This window comes from Streptococcus suis (assembly GCF_002960625.1).
In the GTDB taxonomy this organism is placed as follows: domain Bacteria; phylum Bacillota; class Bacilli; order Lactobacillales; family Streptococcaceae; genus Streptococcus; species Streptococcus suis_T.
Genome location: NZ_POJH01000016.1, coordinates 89,350 through 107,290, shown reverse-complemented (window position 1 = coordinate 107,290; position 17,941 = coordinate 89,350). Strand labels below are relative to the sequence as shown.

Below are 17,941 nucleotides of genomic sequence, written 5' to 3'. Positions count from 1 at the left end.
GTTTGAAAAAAAGTTTCAAAAAGTAGTTGACAAGGTCAAATGAAGATGATAGAATAATTGAGTTGTCAAATCTGAAGTGGCACAACACAAAAAAGAAATGAAAAAAAGTTTCAAAAAAGTGTTGACAAGCAGTTGAAGAAATGATAAACTAAGATAGTTGTCGCGCAAGAGCGATAACGACAAGACCTTTGAAAATTAAAGAAGACGAACCAAACGTGCAGGGTGATTTATCTAAGGATAGATCGTCAATGAACAAAAACAATAAAACGGAAAGCTAGTGATAGCTTGAGTTTGAATCAAAACTTTTTATGAGAGTTTGATCCTGGCTCAGGACGAACGCTGGCGGCGTGCCTAATACATGCAAGTGGAACGCACTTATTTCACCGGAGCTTGCTCCACCGAGATAAGTGAGTCGCGAACGGGTGAGTAACGCGTAGGTAACCTGCCTCATAGCGGGGGATAACTATTGGAAACGATAGCTAATACCGCATAACAACATTTATCGCATGGTAGATGTTTGAAAGGAGCAATTGCTTCACTATGAGATGGACCTGCGTTGTATTAGCTAGTTGGTGGGGTAACGGCTCACCAAGGCATCGATACATAGCCGACCTGAGAGGGTGATCGGCCACACTGGGACTGAGACACGGCCCAGACTCCTACGGGAGGCAGCAGTAGGGAATCTTCGGCAATGGGGGCAACCCTGACCGAGCAACGCCGCGTGAGTGAAGAAGGTTTTCGGATCGTAAAGCTCTGTTGTAAGAGAAGAACTGTGAGAAGAGTGGAAAGTTTCTCACTTGACGGTATCTTACCAGAAAGGGACGGCTAACTACGTGCCAGCAGCCGCGGTAATACGTAGGTCCCGAGCGTTGTCCGGATTTATTGGGCGTAAAGCGAGCGCAGGCGGTTTGATAAGTCTGAAGTAAAAGGCTGTGGCTTAACCATAGTACGCTTTGGAAACTGTCAAACTTGAGTGCAGAAGGGGAGAGTGGAATTCCATGTGTAGCGGTGAAATGCGTAGATATATGGAGGAACACCGGTGGCGAAAGCGGCTCTCTGGTCTGTAACTGACGCTGAGGCTCGAAAGCGTGGGGAGCGAACAGGATTAGATACCCTGGTAGTCCACGCCGTAAACGATGAGTGCTAGGTGTTGGGTCCTTTCCGGGACTCAGTGCCGCAGCTAACGCATTAAGCACTCCGCCTGGGGAGTACGACCGCAAGGTTGAAACTCAAAGGAATTGACGGGGGCCCGCACAAGCGGTGGAGCATGTGGTTTAATTCGAAGCAACGCGAAGAACCTTACCAGGTCTTGACATCCCGATGACCGCCCTAGAGATAGGGTTTCTCTTCGGAGCATCGGTGACAGGTGGTGCATGGTTGTCGTCAGCTCGTGTCGTGAGATGTTGGGTTAAGTCCCGCAACGAGCGCAACCCCTATTGTTAGTTGCCATCATTCAGTTGGGCACTCTAGCGAGACTGCCGGTAATAAACCGGAGGAAGGTGGGGATGACGTCAAATCATCATGCCCCTTATGACCTGGGCTACACACGTGCTACAATGGCTGGTACAACGAGTCGCAAGTCGGTGACGGCAAGCTAATCTCTTAAAGCCAGTCTCAGTTCGGATTGTAGGCTGCAACTCGCCTACATGAAGTCGGAATCGCTAGTAATCGCGGATCAGCACGCCGCGGTGAATACGTTCCCGGGCCTTGTACACACCGCCCGTCACACCACGAGAGTTTGTAACACCCGAAGTCGGTGAGGTAACCTTTTAGGAGCCAGCCGCCTAAGGTGGGATAGATGATTGGGGTGAAGTCGTAACAAGGTAGCCGTATCGGAAGGTGCGGCTGGATCACCTCCTTTCTAAGGAAATGGAACCTGTACGTTAGTCTTCTTTAATTTTGAGAGGTCTTGTGGGGCCTTAGCTCAGCTGGGAGAGCGCCTGCTTTGCACGCAGGAGGTCAGCGGTTCGATCCCGCTAGGCTCCATTAACAACGGAAGTTGTTAAGATTTTGTCCATTGAAAATTGAATATCTATCAAACATTCCTGATGTATCTGAAAGGATACATTAAGAAATAGTAACAAGAAAATAAACCGAAAACGCTGTGAATATTTAATGAGTTTTCTAATTTGAAAGAATTAGGTTAATAAGGTTAAGTTAATAAGGGCGCACGGTGGATGCCTTGGCACTAGAAGCCGATGAAGGACGTGACTAACGACGAAATGCCTTGGGGAGCTGTAAGTAAGCAATGATCCAGGGATGTCCGAATGGGGGAACCCGGCAGGTAATACCTGTCACTCACTACTGTTAAGGTAGTGTAGAGGAAGACGCAGTGAACTGAAACATCTAAGTAGCTGCAGGAAGAGAAAGCAAAAGCGATTGCCTTAGTAGCGGCGAGCGAAACGGCAGCAGGGCAAACCGAAGAGTTTACTCTTCGGGGTTGTAGGACTGCAATGTGGACTTAAAGAGTATAGAAGAATTACCTGGGAAGGTAGGCCAAAGAGAGTAATAGCCTCGTATTCGAAATAGTCTTTATACCTAGCAGTATCCTGAGTACGGCGAGACACGCGAAATCTCGTCGGAATCCGGGAGGACCATCTCCCAACCCTAAATACTCTCTAGTGACCGATAGTGAACCAGTACCGTGAGGGAAAGGTGAAAAGTACCCCGGAAGGGGAGTGAAATAGAACCTGAAACCGTGTGCCTACAACAAGTTCGAGCCCGTTAATGGGTGAGAGCGTGCCTTTTGTAGAATGAACCGGCGAGTTACGTTATGATGCGAGGTTAAGTTGAAGAGACGGAGCCGTAGGGAAACCGAGTCTGAATAGGGCGCTTTAGTATTATGACGTAGACCCGAAACCATGTGACCTACCCATGAGCAGGTTGAAGGTGCGGTAAGACGCACTGGAGGACCGAACCAGGGCACGTTGAAAAGTGCTTGGATGACTTGTGGGTAGCGGAGAAATTCCAAACGAACTTGGAGATAGCTGGTTCTCTCCGAAATAGCTTTAGGGCTAGCGTCGACATTAAGAATCTTGGAGGTAGAGCACTGTTTGGATGAGGGGGCCATCTCGGTTTACTGATTTCAGATAAACTCCGAATGCCAATGATTTATGGTCGGCAGTCAGACTGCGAGTGCTAAGATCCGTAGTCGAAAGGGAAACAGCCCAGACCACCAGCTAAGGTCCCAAAATAATTGTTAAGTGGAAAAGGATGTGGGGTTGCACAGACAACTAGGATGTTAGCTTAGAAGCAGCTATTCATTCAAAGAGTGCGTAATAGCTCACTAGTCGAGTGACCCTGCGCCGAAAATGTACCGGGGCTAAAACAATTTACCGAAGCTGTGGATAACACTTAGGTGTTATGGTAGGAGAGCGTTCTATGTGTGAAGAAGGTATACCGTGAGGAGTGCTGGAACGCATAGAAGTGAGAATGCCGGTATGAGTAGCGAAAGATGGGTGAGAATCCCATCCACCGTAAGACTAAGGTTTCCAGGGGAAGGCTCGTCCGCCCTGGGTTAGTCGGGACCTAAGGAGAGACCGAAGGGTGTATCCGATGGACAACAGGTTGATATTCCTGTACTAGAGTATGAAGTGATGGAGGGACGCAGTAGGCTAACTAAAGCGGGCGATTGGAAGTGCCCGTCTAAGCAGTGAGGTGTGATATGAGTCAAATGCTTGTATCTATAACATTGAGCTGTGATGGGGAGCGAAGTTTAGTAGCGAAGTTAGTGACGTCACACTGCCGAGAAAAGCTTCTAGCGTTGTATCATACTCTACCCGTACCGCAAACCGACACAGGTAGTCGAGGCGAGTAGCCTCAGGTGAGCGAGAGAACTCTCGTTAAGGAACTCGGCAAAATGACCCCGTAACTTCGGGAGAAGGGGTGCTGACTTTACGTCAGCCGCAGTGAATAGGCCCAAGCAACTGTTTATCAAAAACACAGCTCTCTGCTAAATCGTAAGATGATGTATAGGGGGTGACGCCTGCCCGGTGCTGGAAGGTTAAGAGGAGGGTTTAGCGCAAGCGAAGATCTGAATTGAAGCCCCAGTAAACGGCGGCCGTAACTATAACGGTCCTAAGGTAGCGAAATTCCTTGTCGGGTAAGTTCCGACCCGCACGAAAGGCGTAATGATTTGGGCACTGTCTCAACGAGAGACTCGGTGAAATTTTAGTACCTGTGAAGATGCAGGTTACCCGCGACAGGACGGAAAGACCCCATGGAGCTTTACTGCAGTTTGATATTGAGTATCTGTACCACATGTACAGGATAGGTAGGAGCCTACGAAGTCGGGACGCCAGTTTCGACTGAGGCGCTGTTGGGATACTACCCTTGTGTTATGGCTACTCTAACCCGGATAGGTTATCCCTATCGGAGACAGTGTCTGACGGGCAGTTTGACTGGGGCGGTCGCCTCCTAAAAGGTAACGGAGGCGCCCAAAGGTTCCCTCAGAATGGTTGGAAATCATTCGCAGAGTGTAAAGGTATAAGGGAGCTTGACTGCGAGAGCTACAACTCGAGCAGGGACGAAAGTCGGGCTTAGTGATCCGGTGGTTCCGTATGGAAGGGCCATCGCTCAACGGATAAAAGCTACCCTGGGGATAACAGGCTTATCTCCCCCAAGAGTTCACATCGACGGGGAGGTTTGGCACCTCGATGTCGGCTCGTCGCATCCTGGGGCTGTAGTCGGTCCCAAGGGTTGGGCTGTTCGCCCATTAAAGCGGCACGCGAGCTGGGTTCAGAACGTCGTGAGACAGTTCGGTCCCTATCCGTCGCGGGCGTAGGAAATTTGAGAGGATCTGCTCCTAGTACGAGAGGACCAGAGTGGACTTACCGCTGGTGTACCAGTTGTCTTGCCAAAGGCATCGCTGGGTAGCTATGTAGGGACGGGATAAACGCTGAAAGCATCTAAGTGTGAAACCCACCTCAAGATGAGATTTCCCATAACTTTATGTTAGTAAGAGCCCTGAGAGATGATCAGGTAGATAGGTTGGAAGTGGAAGTGTGGCGACACATGTAGCGGACCAATACTAATCGCTCGAGGACTTATCCTAGATAAGCAAAATTCAACGAAGTCAATATTGACAAGCGTTCGGTTTCTTGTTAGAATATAGATATTCAATTTTGAGTTGACAAAACTCAGTAGTTAAGTGACGATAGCCTAGGAGATACACCTGTTCCCATGCCGAACACAGCAGTTAAGCCCTAGAACGCCTGAAGTAGTTGGGGGTTGCCCCCTGTGAGATACGGTAGTCGCTTAGCGAAATTCCGCCATAGCTCAGTTGGTAGAGCGCATGACTGTTAATCATGATGTCACAGGTTCGAGCCCTGTTGGCGGAGTAAAGAGAAATCTTTAGTTACATGGTCCGTTGGTCAAGGGGTTAAGACACCGCCTTTTCACGGCGGTAACACGGGTTCGAATCCCGTACGGACTATATTGAAGGGCAATGCCCTTTTTTTGTTTTTACTGCTATTTTTATAGTATAATTGAATTATGAAAACTTTATCAGATCATTTATCGGTTTTGCCTGGAATTGGTCCAAAATCAGCAGAGAAATTTTTAAAATTGAATCTTGAGACGATTGGGCAGTTATTAACTTACTATCCATTTCGGTACGAGGACTTTGAAAGTAAGTCTATATTAGATTTGCAAGATGGGGAAAAGGCTGTAGTGGTTGGTAGCGTGGCATCTCCGGCTAATGTGCAGTATTATGGTTATAAGAGAAATCGCCTACGTTTCTCGATTAAGCAGGGTGAGATAGTTCTGTCGGTTTCTTTTTTTAATCAGCCCTATTTAGCTGATAAGATTGTTCTGGGGCAGGACATCGCAATTTGGGGTAAGTGGGATAAGGCAAAGGCTAGTTTGACTGGTATGAAGTTGTTGGCTCAGGTAGCTGAGGATTTACAGCCGGTCTATCATGTGGCTCAAGGTATTTCTCAATCTCAGTTGGTCAAAGCAATTAAATCAGCACTTGATAATGGTTATTTGGATTTGTTGGATGAGAATTTGCCGGTAGTTTTATTAGAGAAGTATCGTCTTTTAAATCGAAAACAGGCTGTTTTTGCTATGCATTTTCCGTCTAATCTGGATGAATACCGTCAAGCCTTGCGCCGTATTAAGTTTGAAGAATTATTTTATTTCCAGTTGCAATTGCAATTGTTAAAAGCTGGGAACCGTGATCTTTCTAGTGGTTTGGAGATTGATTTTGATAAGGTAGAATTAGACAAACAAATAGGGAAACTACCTTTTCTTTTGACGGACGCGCAACTAACTGCTTTGGAAGAGATTTTGGCTGATATGGGAGCTCCTCTCCATATGAACCGCTTGTTGCAGGGAGATGTGGGGTCTGGTAAGACAGTAGTTGCAGGCTTGGCTATGTTGGCAGCGGTAAGTGCTGGTATGCAAGCGGCTATTATGGTTCCAACAGAAATTTTGGCAGAACAGCATTATGAGAGTTTGTGCCAGTTATTCCCAGATTTATCTATTGCGCTCTTAACGGGTGGGATGAAGGTCTCCGAGCGTAGGACTACTTTAGAGGCGATTTCTGATGGACGGGTTCAGATGATAGTTGGTACCCATGCATTGATACAAGAGGGTGTAGTATATCACAAGCTAGGGCTTGTCGTGACTGATGAGCAACATCGATTTGGTGTTAAACAAAGGCGTTTGTTTAGAGAAAAGGGGGATAACCCTGATGTGCTCATGATGACAGCAACGCCTATTCCTAGAACCTTGGCTATAACGGCCTTTGGAGATATGGATGTTTCTATTATCAACCAATTACCTGCTGGGCGTAAACCCATTATTACTCGATGGGTCAAGCATGAGCAGTTGCCTACCGTTTTAGAATGGCTTGAAAAGGAATTAAATAAGGGAGCTCAAGTTTATTTTATTTCTCCCTTAATCGAAGAGTCTGAAGCTTTGGATTTAAAAAATGCAATTGACTTGCAGGCTGAGTTACAAGCTCATTTTGGTGGACAGTTTACTGTGGATTTGTTGCATGGTAAGATGAAAAATGAAGAAAAGGATTCCATTATGCAGGCCTTTAAGGAGCAAAAGACTGATATTTTGGTTTCGACAACCGTTATTGAAGTCGGTGTCAATGTCCCTAATGCAACAGTTATGGTTATTATGGATGCCGACCGTTTTGGTTTAAGTCAGCTTCATCAGTTGAGAGGGCGTGTTGGACGTGGGCATAAGCAATCCTATGCTATTTTGGTAGCTAATCCTAAAACAGAGTCGGGCAAGGAACGCATGAAGATTATGACAGAAACGACGGACGGTTTTATACTGGCTGAGGCAGATTTAAAAATGCGTGGGTCTGGTGAAATTTTTGGAACTCGGCAATCAGGTTTACCAGAATTTCAAGTGGCTAATATTGTGGAAGATTATCCGATTTTGGAGGAAGCTAGACGGGTTGCAAGTCAGATTGTCAGTGAAGAAAATTGGCAGAAAGATCCCAACTGGTCCGTTTTGTTAAATCATTTGAAGGATAGAGAAGAATTAGATTAGAGATGAAAAAGACCGAGCAGTTACACAGTGCCGGTCTTTTGAAGTATTAGAGTATATGTGAGGTTTAGCCTTGAATATAATCTGCTAAGCCTTGTCCTTTTAAACCTACATTGAGGGCAATTAGTAGTTTCAGTCGTGCTTTTTGTGCATTCAATTCTTTGACAAAGAGGATGCCTTCTTGCTCAAGCTGAATGCCTCCACCTTGATAGGCATAAACGGGTTCTGCAATTCCGTTGAAGCAACGAGAAACCAAGACGACTGGGATATTTTGCTTAAGGAGTTTTTGGATGGCAGGAAGGATAGTCGGTGGGAGGTTTCCTGCTCCAAGGGCTTCGATGACCAAGCCTGAAATTGCTGAGCTTGGAAGCGAGTCAAGGAGAACTGAGTCCATATCTGCATAGGCTTTGATAATTGGAACTGTTCCAGAGATATGTGATAAGTCAAATCGGACACGAGGTTCTGCCGTTTTAAAATAGAGAATGTCACGTTTGGTAACTAATCCAAGTGGTCCATGGGTAGGTGTCTGGAAGGTAGAAACGTTGGTTGTGTGGGTTTTGGTGACATATTTTGCGGCATGAATTTCATCATTCATAACGACTAGAACGCCCTTGTCTGCGGATTTTTTATCTGCTGCGACACGGAGGGCTGTTTGGTAGTTGTAAACTCCGTCGCTACCAAGTTCATTGGATGAACGCATGGCCCCAGTTAATACAATTGGTTTTTCCGGGATGGCCATGGTATCGAGAAAATAGGCTGTTTCTTCAAGTGTATCGGTGCCGTGGGTAATGACAAAACCATCAAAGTTTGCTTGTTCAGTCTTGATTTTTTGATAGAGGGTCATCATGTGTTCCAAACGGATATGAGGGCTTGGAACATTGAGAAAATCGATGGATGTGACTTGTATTTCTTCAATGGGTGTGTCGATTTGTGTCATTGGATTGACTTGACTGCTTGTCACATGACCTTCTTGGTCGGCTTGCATGGAAATAGTTCCACCTGTGTGTAGGGCGAGAATTTTTTTCATAAATTTTCTGTTTCTTTCAATTTGTGTTATACTAATTGTAACACAATTCTAAGAAAGGTGGTGAGATGGTTGGCGATTAAGGCTGTATTTTTTGATATTGATGGTACCTTATTGACAGATAAACGTACAGTGAGTAAATCAACCATCTCAGCCATCAATTCCTTGAAAGCAAAGGGGATACTGATTGGCTTGGCAACTGGTCGGGACCCTCGATTTGTATTGCAATATATGGCTAGTCTAGGTTTGGATTTAGCGATTACTTACAATGGTCAATACATTTTTTCGCGAGAAGAGGTCCTCCATAGCCGTGCTTTAGAAGTTGGACAAGTTGAACAGATGATGGATTATGCTCGGAACAACCATAAGGATTTGGCTCTTGGAACATCGAAGGGAGTTTTTGGTAGCAGAATTATGTCCACAGGGACAGGAAATGTTGCCTATCGTCTTAGTCGCCTCATTCCCGATAAGTTTGCTGGTTTGGTGAATTTTATTTTTAACCGTCTGGTGCGCTTGGTTCGACCGCAGCGACAGACAAACCTGAGGGGGTATTTGGAACAGCCGATTTATCAGCTCATGATGCTGACAACAGAGAGAGAAACCAGAGAATTGGAAGCAGGATATCAGGACTTGTCTTTTACTCGTTCCAGCCCCTATGCAACGGATATTATCAGCAAGGGGAGTTCAAAACTATCTGGAATTTTAAAGGTTGCTGAGAAATATCGTTTTAGTCTAGATGAAGTTGTGGCTTTTGGCGATTCGAATAATGACTATGAAATGTTAAAGGCCATTAAACATTCTGTAGCTATGGGAAATGGAACTAAGAGAGTGCGCAAGGTGGCCTCATTTGTGACAGATACCAACAACCGCGATGGTATTTATAAGGCATTCGTTCAGTTAGGTTTACTGGAGGAAAACAATGTTTCAGAGCAGAGATGAGAATTTTAATCGTGTGAAAGCTTTTCATGACTTGATGGATGGGGATACTCAGGAAAGCCCAAGGGTATATGATGGGCAGATGGCGCTGTACCGTTCTAGCTTTAAGCTTGAGGAGATAGTAGAATTTTTGCATGCCTCTTCGGAAAGTGAGGAGGCTTTCCAAGACTATGTTCATCAGTTGCATGACGGCTTGGATAAGGCCGTTGAAAAGGTGAAAGGCAAGGGTCCGGCTAGTAGATCATTGCAGGACCAGGCAGATGCTCTCTTGGACATTTTGTATTTTACCTATGGTTCTTTTGTCTTAATGGGGGTAGATCCAGCACCTATTTTTGATTTGGTGCATACTGCCAATATGGGAAAAGTTTTTCCGGATGGTAGGGCGCATTTTGATCCGATTACTCACAAAATTCTAAAGCCAGAGGACTGGGAAGAGAAGTTTGCACCGGAGAAAAAGATTGCTAAAGAGCTTGAAAGACAGATGAAAAGACTTGATGCCTAGTTCAAGTCTTTTCTTGTTTTATAAGCTTTTTTCACCATCGCGGACGATGAGTAAATCAATATTTGCGTGGCGCATGATGTATTCAGATGAAGAACCGATAAGGAGGCGTTCGAAGGCATTAAGCCCTGTTGCCCCAAGTAACATGAGATCGGCACCAGTTTCTTTAGGAATATCTATTGCTAATAGGGTCTTGGGATTACCAAATTCGATATAGATCTGAACTTCTGCCAATCCAGCCTCAACAGCGCTTTGTTTGTACTCTTCTAGCAATAGCTCCGCTTCTTTTTCTAATGTTTCATAGACAGAAGCATCAAAAGCAACAACATTGTGAAGGGCCCGCGTGTCGATTACATGGGCAATAACCAATCGAGCCTGGTTGCGTTTGGCAACGTGAATTGCCTTGTGTAGAGCTAATTCAGCACCTGTGGATCCATCGACAGCTACGAGGATGGTCTTGTAAGATTGTGTCATACTAGTCACTCCTTTCAGCAAGTATTCATTCCTAGAAGTATAGGTTATCATTACATTTATATTATAAGCCTTTTGGGAGAAAATGTAAAGGGATTCTTGTACTTTTTTGACTTTTGAAGTAAAATAGAAAACAGAAGAAAGTCGAGGTGACGACATGAAACAGTTTAATAAATCAACGAAATTAGATGATGTAGCTTATGATATTCGTGGTCCAGTTTTGGAAGAGGCTATGCGTATGCGGGCTAATGGAGAGCAAATTCTGCGTTTAAACACAGGAAACCCTGCTGAATTTGGTTTTACTGCTCCAGATGAGGTTATTCGTGACCTCATCCACAATGCTCGTAAGTCAGAAGGTTATTCTGATAGTAAGGGAATTTTTTCAGCCCGTAAGGCGATTATGCAGTATTGTCAGTTGAAGAAGTTTCCAAATGTGGATATCGAAGATATTTATATTGGTAATGGTGTCAGTGAGCTGATTGTTATGTCTATGCAGGGCTTGCTAGACAATGGGGATGAGGTTTTGGTACCTATGCCTGACTATCCACTTTGGACGGCAGCTGTGAGTTTGGCTGGTGGTAAGGCTGTCCATTATGTCTGTGATGAGGCGGCGGATTGGTACCCAGATTTAGCTGATATGGAGGCCAAGGTGACTTCACGGACCAAGGCCATTGTCTTGATCAACCCTAACAACCCAACGGGTGCTCTTTATCCCAAAGAGGTCTTGGAGGGAATTATTGATATTGCTCGCAGACATGAATTGATTATTTTCTCTGATGAGATTTATGATCGGATGGTCTTTGATGGTGCGGTTCATATTCCGATTGCGACCTTGGCACCAGACTTATTTGTCGTGACCATGAATGGTTTGTCAAAATCCCATCGTATCTGTGGTTTCCGTGTGGGTTGGATGGTCTTGTCTGGACCAAAGAAACATGTGAAGGGCTATATTGAAGGTTTGAACATGTTATCCAATATGCGCTTGTGTTCAAACGTATTGGCTCAGCAAGTTGTTCAGACTTCCTTGGGCGGTGTTCAATCTGTTGACAAACTACTCATGCCAGGTGGTCGTCTGTACGAACAACGAGAATTTATTACTAAGGCTATCAATGATATTCCTGGTTTATCAGCAGTCAAGCCAAAGGCGGGATTATATGTCTTTCCTAAGATTGACCGCGATATGTACCGAGTGGACGATGATGAACAATTTGTCTTGGATTTCCTCAAGCAAGAGAAAGTTTTGCTGGTTCATGGTCGTGGTTTCAACTGGAAAGATCCGGACCATTTCCGAATTGTCTATCTGCCACGTGTAGATGAATTGGCAGAAATTCAGGAAAAAATGACTCGTTTCTTGCGTCAATATCGTAGATAATCAGACGAAATGTGATAGTGATAAGAGGTTGAATTTTCAGCCTCTTTCTTTTTATGCTTTTAATTGTAAGTACTATTTCAAAAATAGTAAATTTTCTGATAATTGTTGAAATTTGCCTAATAATTCGGTATAATAAGTGTAACTACAGTAAAAAGAGGAACATATGACAACATTATTAGAAAAAACTCGGGATATTACTTCTATTTTGAAGCGTTCCGAAGAGCAATTGGCTGAAGAATTGCCTTACAATGCCATAGCGGAGCACTTATCTGATATAATTGATTGCAACGCCTGCATTATCAATAGTGAGGGTGAGATTTTGGGTTATCATATGAACTACAAGACCAATAATGACAGGGTTGAAGAGTTCTATATTAACAAACAGTATCCAGAAGAATATGTAAAATCGATTGCTCAGGTCTATGATACCCAGGTTAACTTGCCAGTTGAGAGTGAGCTGACAGCTATTCCTGTGGAATCTCGTTCGATCTACCCGAATGGTTTGACCACCATTGCTCCTATCCATGTGACGGGCATCCGCTTTGGAAGCTTGATTATCTGGCGCAATGAAGAGCAATTCCACGAAGAAGATTTGATTTTGGTTGAGATTGCGGCAACAGTAGTAGGTATCCAACTACTTAACTTCCAGCGAGAAGAGGATGAGAAAAATATTCGTCGTCGTGCAGCGGTCAATATGGCGGTTAATACCCTTTCCTATTCTGAAATGAAGGCTGTTGCGGCTATTTTGGGCGAATTGAATGGTAATGAAGGTCAATTGACGGCTTCTGTTATTGCAGATCGTATCGGCATTACTCGCTCTGTGATCGTCAATGCCCTGCGCAAGTTGGAGAGTGCAGGGATTATTGAAAGTCGTTCGCTTGGTATGAAAGGAACTTATTTGAAGGTCCTCATTCCAGCTATCTTTGATGAAATTAAGAAACGTGACTACTAAGATGACAAAAGCATTGATTTCGATTGATTATACGGTTGATTTTGTGGCTGACCATGGCAAATTAACCGCGGGGAAACCTGCTCAGGCTATTGCTGAGCGGATTGCCCAGGTGACAAGGGAAGCCTTTGAAAATGGGGACTATATCGTTTTTGCCATTGATGGTCATGAAGAGGGGGATGACTTGCATCCTGAAAGCAAGCTCTTTCCACCTCACAATATCATGGGAACAGACGGGCGAGATTTGTACGGCCCTTTGGCGGATTTTTATAGTGAAAACAAGGATCATGCCCGTGTTCGTTGGATGGACAAGCGACATTATTCGGCCTTTTCTGGTACGGACTTGGATGTTCGTTTGAGAGAACGTCGGGTGGATACGGTGGTCTTGACAGGTGTCCTGTCTGATATCTGTGTCCTGCATACAGCTATTGATGCCTACAATAAAGGCTATCGGATTGAGGTCGTGGCTTCTGCAATTGCCGCATTGACGGAGGAGAGCCATCAATTTGCTCTCAACCATCTGCGCCATGTGCTTGGTGCGACCATTATAGATTAGGGTTTAGGAGGGAGCGGGAAAGAACTCGACTGGTCAAAAAAGAGTTCGTCTTCCCGCCCCCGCACAGTTGATTAGGTCAGATTTGGAGTGTAAAACACGAACAAATCTGCCAATCAACCACTGCGCTGAGATGTTGACACGAACCCTGAGAAGCGAGGTTGAGCTTGAGCCCAGCCTCTTTTTGCCGAAAAAAAGCTTCCATCGGAGGGAATATCTACCTTTGTGTGGAGCTGGAAATATGGTATAATGAGAAGATAGATTTCCATTAGGAGGAAAGTAAGAATGAAGATTTCTGAAGCTGAAGTCCGTCACGTTGCCAAGCTGTCCAAGCTGGAATTTTCGGACCAGGAAACAGCGGAATTTGCGACAAGTTTGAGCAAGATTGTCGATATGGTTGAATTGCTCAATGAAGTGGATACGACAGGTGTTGCGGTGACGACAACCATGGCTGACCGTAAGAATGTTTTACGTGCAGATATTGCCCAAAAAGGTGAGAGCCGTGAGGCGCTCTTTAAAAATGTGCCTGAAGCCCAAGATAACTTTATCAAGGTACCAGCTATTCTAGACGCGGGAGGAGATGCCTAATGACCTTTAACAATAAAACCATTGATGAATTGCATGACCTCCTTGTCAAAAAGGAGATTTCTGCGGTTGAGTTGACCAAGGCAACTTTGGAAGACATTAAGAGCCGTGAGGGAGCAGTGGATGCTTTCTTGACTATCACAGAAGATGCGGCCTTGGCGCAGGCTGCTGCCCTTGATGAAAAGGGAATCGATGCAGACAATGTCATGGCTGGTATTCCCTTGGCAGTTAAGGACAATATCTCTACGAAGGGGATTTTGACCACTGCTGCTTCAAAAATGCTTTATAATTATGAGCCGATTTTCGATGCGACATCGGTTGCTCAGGCCTATGCCAAGGATATGATTGTTGTTGGTAAGACCAACATGGACGAATTTGCTATGGGAGGTTCTAATGAGAACTCTGCCTTCAAACCGACAAAAAATGCTTGGGACCAGACAAAAGTTCCTGGTGGTTCATCAGGTGGCTCAGCTACTGCTGTTGCGTCTGGTCAGGTCCGTTTGTCACTCGGTTCTGACACAGGCGGCTCCATCCGCCAGCCTGCAGCCTTTAATGGTATCGTTGGTATGAAACCGACCTATGGAACGGTGTCACGTTTTGGTTTGATTGCCTTTGGTTCATCTCTTGACCAGATTGGTCCATTTTCACAGACAGTTAAGGAAAATGCTCAATTATTGAATGTTATTTCTGGCCATGATGTCAAGGATGCGACATCAACCATCAATGAAATTGCTGACTTCACTAGCAAGATTGGTCAGGACATCAAGGGTATGAAGATTGCTCTGCCAAAAGAATACATGGGCGAAGGGATTGATCCGCAGGTTAAGGAAACCATTCTCAAGGCGGCTAAGCACTTGGAAAGCCTGGGGGCGATTATCGAGGAAGTCAGCCTGCCACATTCTAAGTATGGGGTTGCTGTTTACTACATCATCGCTTCATCAGAGGCGTCTTCTAACTTGCAACGTTTTGACGGAATCCGTTATGGTTTCCGTGCAGAAGATGCGACAAACTTGGATGAGATTTACGTGAAAACCCGTAGCCAAGGTTTTGGTGAGGAAGTCAAACGTCGTATTATGTTAGGGACATTTAGCTTGTCATCTGGTTACTACGATGCCTACTTCAAGAAGGCTGGTCAGGTGCGGACCTTGATTATCCAAGATTTTGAAAAAGTCTTTGCGGACTATGACTTGATTTTGGGGCCGACAGCTCCGACGGTTGCCTTTGGTTTGGACACGCTCAACCATGACCCTGTGGCTATGTACTTGGCGGACTTGTTAACAATTCCTGTAAACTTGGCAGGTCTTCCTGGTCTTTCGATTCCTGCTGGTTTTGTAGAAGGCTTGCCAGTTGGTTTGCAGTTGATTGGTCCAAAATACTCAGAAGAGACCATTTACCAAGTAGCTGCTGCCTTTGAGGCGACAACAGATTACCACAAGCAACAACCAGTGATTTTTGGAGGTGCTAACTAATGAACTTTGAAACGATTATTGGTCTAGAAGTCCATGTGGAGTTGAATACCAACTCGAAAATTTTCTCACCTTCATCTGCGCATTTTGGTGAGGATCCAAATGCCAATACCAACGTGATTGACTGGTCTTTCCCAGGTGTTCTTCCTGTTCTTAACAAGGGTGTTGTGGATGCTGGTATTAAGGCTGCCTTGGCTTTGAACATGGACATTCACAAGGATATGCACTTTGACCGTAAGAACTATTTCTATCCTGATAACCCGAAAGCCTATCAAATTTCCCAGTTTGACGAGCCGATTGGCTACAATGGCTGGATTGAGATTGAGCTAGAAGACGGTTCAACCAAGAAAATCCGTATCGAACGTGCGCATTTGGAGGAGGATGCTGGTAAGAATACCCACGGGACAGACGGCTACTCTTATGTAGATCTCAACCGTCAGGGCGTGCCATTGATTGAGATTGTATCAGAAGCCGATATGCGCTCGCCTGAAGAGGCCTATGCCTACTTGACAGCCCTTAAAGAAATCATCCAGTACACTGGTATTTCAGATGTCAAGATGGAAGAGGGGTCTATGCGCGTGGATGCCAACATCTCCCTTCGTCCCTATGGTCAAGAGAAATTTGGTACCAAGACTGAGTTGAAAAATCTCAACTCCTTCAACTATGTTCGCAAGGGCTTGCAGTATGAAGTAGAACGTCAGGCCAAAATCTTGCGTTCAGGTGGTCAAATCCAGCAGGAAACTCGCCGTTATGACGAATCTACTGGGGAAACCATTCTTATGCGGGTCAAGGAAGGTTCAGCGGACTACCGTTACTTCCCAGAGCCAGACCTACCACTCTATGAGATTGATGATAGCTGGATTGAGGAAGTGCGTGCAGAATTGCCAGTCTTTCCAAAGGCTCGCCGTGCCAACTACGTGGAAAACTTGGGCTTGACCGCCTATGATGCAGGTCAATTGACATCAACCAAAGCTCTGTCTGACTTCTTTGAAGCAGCAGTGGCAGCAGGTGGCGATGCTAAACAAGTTTCCAACTGGTTGCAGGGTGAAGTAGCTCAATTCCTCAATGCTGAAGGTAAGACTATTGAGCAAATCGCCTTAACACCTGAAAACTTGGTCGAGATGATTGCCTTGATTGCGGATGGTACTATTTCATCTAAGATTGCCAAGAAAGTCTTTGTTCACTTGGCTAAGGAAGGCGGCTCAGCTAAGGCTTATGTTGAGAAGGCTGGTTTGGTACAGATTTCAGACCCAGCAGTCCTCATTCCGATTATCCACCAAGTCTTTGCGGATAACGAAGCAGCCGTAGCTGACTTCAAGTCTGGCAAACGCAATGCAGACAAGGCCTTTACAGGCTTCTTGATGAAAGCAACCAAGGGACAAGCTAACCCACAAGTTGCTCAACAACTCTTGGCTCAGGAATTGGCTAAGTTGTTGGATTAAAATTGAATAGCAGAAAACCGAGAATTCGTTGGAACTCTCGGTTTTTACACTTTCAATAAGAACTCTCCCGGATAACTAGCTGAGTCCCTAGCTTAATCTTACGGGGATGGTAGGGGTGCGGACTAGCAATCACCCGGTCCAGCAGCTGCATGGCTTCCTGGCCCATTTCCTCGGTGAAGACGCTGATGGAAGACAGGGCTGGGTAGACCTGACGGGTGATGGCTGTATCGTTAAAGGTGATGAGTTGGACTCTATCGGGCACTGCGATTTGACGTTCTTGTAAAGCACGCAGGGCACCGACCGCCAGGGTGTCATTGGCCATGAAGAAGGCTGGGGGCAGTTGGTCGCCAAGGTCCTCAATAGCCTGGCTCATCAGCTCATAGCCTGACTGGGTTGAGAATTTTCCTTGGTAGATGTAGTCTTCTTGGAGCATGCCCAAGGTGTCTAGGTAGTCACGAAAGGCAGTCAGGCGGGGATCTGTTGGCAGTTGGTGGCCGTCTGTGGTTTCTTCCTGTCCAACTAGGAGACCAATGTCTGTCAGATCTTGTGAATGGAAGTGGTTAATAACTGTCTGTACAGAGTGTTCAAAGTCAGTCGTGATGCAGGAAAATCCCTCGGTCAGTGTATCAGAATCTACAAAGATCAGCTTAGCTGACAGGCTAGCCAGCTCTGCTATTTGCCCAGAAGAAAATTTACCAACTGCGATGATGCCATCCAGTCCTTGAAGTAGAGGATTGGTCAGGTCGTTGAAGGAGCGGACGATTTGGTAGCCGAGAAGACTGGCGGTCTGTTCGATGCTGGCACGGATGGAATAGTAGTAGAGGTCGGCTAGCTCTTCGCTTTCAGTGTACCATTGGATAATGCCGATGGTGCCTTTTTGTTGTGGTGCTTGTTTTTTGATGTGTTTGGTGTAGCCCAATTCCTGTGCCAAGTTGAAAATGCGGTCGCGGGTTTCTTGGCTGACGGATAGGGTCAGGTCGTTCTTGAGTACGCGGGAAATGGTGGCAGATGATAATTGAGCCTTTTCAGCGATGTCTTTTATGGTAACCATGCTATTCTCCTATCTATTTGTATCTAGTATAGCACAAATACTAAAATTAGTAAATTTTTAGTAAATACATTGACTTTTATATTG

The 17,941-nt window shown here is 45.3% G+C and carries 10 protein-coding genes, 3 tRNA genes, 3 rRNA genes and 1 pseudogene; 14 read left to right on the top strand and 3 right to left on the bottom strand.

The window, feature by feature from the left end:
* Positions 1-304: 304 nt before the first annotated feature.
* From C1G49_RS02290 to recG, 7 genes are all read left to right on the top strand, one after another.
* A 16S ribosomal RNA gene (locus C1G49_RS02290) occupies positions 305-1,861 on the top strand.
* 52 nt (positions 1,862-1,913) lie between these two features.
* Positions 1,914-1,986, top strand: a tRNA-Ala gene (locus C1G49_RS02285).
* A gap of 164 nt (positions 1,987-2,150) precedes the next feature.
* Positions 2,151-5,053, top strand: a 23S ribosomal RNA gene (locus C1G49_RS02280).
* A 92-nt stretch (positions 5,054-5,145) separates the two neighbouring features.
* Positions 5,146-5,261 (top strand): 5S ribosomal RNA (gene rrf, locus C1G49_RS02275).
* Together the 16S, 23S and 5S rRNA genes with 3 tRNA genes alongside form the textbook arrangement of a ribosomal RNA operon.
* A 5-nt stretch (positions 5,262-5,266) precedes the next feature.
* Positions 5,267-5,339: transfer RNA gene (locus C1G49_RS02270), tRNA-Asn, on the top strand.
* Positions 5,340-5,362: 23 nt separating this feature from the next.
* Positions 5,363-5,434: transfer RNA gene (locus C1G49_RS02265), tRNA-Glu, on the top strand.
* Between the two features lie 59 nt (positions 5,435-5,493).
* Entirely contained in the window at positions 5,494-7,512 is a 2,019-nt protein-coding gene (recG, locus tag C1G49_RS02260) for an ATP-dependent DNA helicase RecG (RefSeq protein WP_105124451.1), read from the top strand.
* Between the two features lie 64 nt (positions 7,513-7,576).
* Here recG and C1G49_RS02255 read toward each other — a convergent pair whose 3' ends face one another.
* A complete protein-coding gene (locus tag C1G49_RS02255) occupies positions 7,577-8,536 on the bottom strand; it encodes an asparaginase (protein ID WP_105124450.1) in 960 nt (319 codons plus the stop codon).
* Positions 8,537-8,605: 69 nt separating this feature from the next.
* Here C1G49_RS02255 and C1G49_RS11270 point away from each other — a divergent pair.
* Positions 8,606-9,971: pseudogene (locus tag C1G49_RS11270) on the top strand (Cof-type HAD-IIB family hydrolase).
* Positions 9,972-9,989: 18 nt separating this feature from the next.
* On the opposite strand, the gene C1G49_RS02240 reads toward C1G49_RS11270, so the two are convergent.
* Complete coding sequence (locus C1G49_RS02240) at positions 9,990-10,442, bottom strand: universal stress protein (protein WP_105124447.1); 453 nt, start codon at positions 10,440-10,442, stop codon at positions 9,990-9,992.
* A gap of 154 nt (positions 10,443-10,596) precedes the next feature.
* Here C1G49_RS02240 and C1G49_RS02235 point away from each other — a divergent pair, with 154 nt between their 5' ends.
* The 6 genes from C1G49_RS02235 (at position 10,597) to gatB (ending at position 16,806) form a co-directional block, all read left to right on the top strand.
* On the top strand, positions 10,597-11,811 hold the full coding sequence (locus tag C1G49_RS02235) for a pyridoxal phosphate-dependent aminotransferase (RefSeq protein ID WP_105118589.1): 1,215 nt from the start codon (positions 10,597-10,599) through the stop codon (positions 11,809-11,811).
* Positions 11,812-11,974: 163 nt separating this feature from the next.
* The gene (gene codY, locus C1G49_RS02230; protein WP_105118588.1) at positions 11,975-12,763 is read left to right on the top strand and encodes a GTP-sensing pleiotropic transcriptional regulator CodY; all 789 of its coding nucleotides are present in this window, start codon (positions 11,975-11,977) and stop codon (positions 12,761-12,763) included.
* A gap of 1 nt (position 12,764) precedes the next feature.
* Positions 12,765-13,316, top strand: a complete 552-nt coding sequence (locus C1G49_RS02225; protein ID WP_105124446.1) for a cysteine hydrolase family protein — start codon at positions 12,765-12,767, stop codon at positions 13,314-13,316.
* Positions 13,317-13,598: 282 nt separating this feature from the next.
* Positions 13,599-13,901, top strand: coding sequence for an Asp-tRNA(Asn)/Glu-tRNA(Gln) amidotransferase subunit GatC (gene gatC / locus C1G49_RS02215; protein WP_105124444.1), 303 nt, complete (start codon positions 13,599-13,601; stop codon positions 13,899-13,901).
* Complete coding sequence (gatA, locus tag C1G49_RS02210; protein ID WP_105124443.1) at positions 13,901-15,367, top strand: Asp-tRNA(Asn)/Glu-tRNA(Gln) amidotransferase subunit GatA; 1,467 nt, start codon at positions 13,901-13,903, stop codon at positions 15,365-15,367. The genes gatC and gatA overlap by 1 nt, the downstream gene beginning before the upstream one ends.
* Positions 15,367-16,806, top strand: coding sequence for an Asp-tRNA(Asn)/Glu-tRNA(Gln) amidotransferase subunit GatB (gatB, locus tag C1G49_RS02205; RefSeq protein WP_105124442.1), 1,440 nt, complete (start codon positions 15,367-15,369; stop codon positions 16,804-16,806). Before gatA ends, gatB begins: the two co-directional genes overlap by 1 nt.
* A gap of 52 nt (positions 16,807-16,858) precedes the next feature.
* Here gatB and C1G49_RS02200 read toward each other — a convergent pair whose 3' ends face one another.
* The gene (locus C1G49_RS02200) at positions 16,859-17,857 is read right to left on the bottom strand and encodes a LacI family DNA-binding transcriptional regulator (RefSeq protein WP_105124441.1); all 999 of its coding nucleotides are present in this window, start codon (positions 17,855-17,857) and stop codon (positions 16,859-16,861) included.
* Positions 17,858-17,941 lie beyond the last annotated feature (84 nt).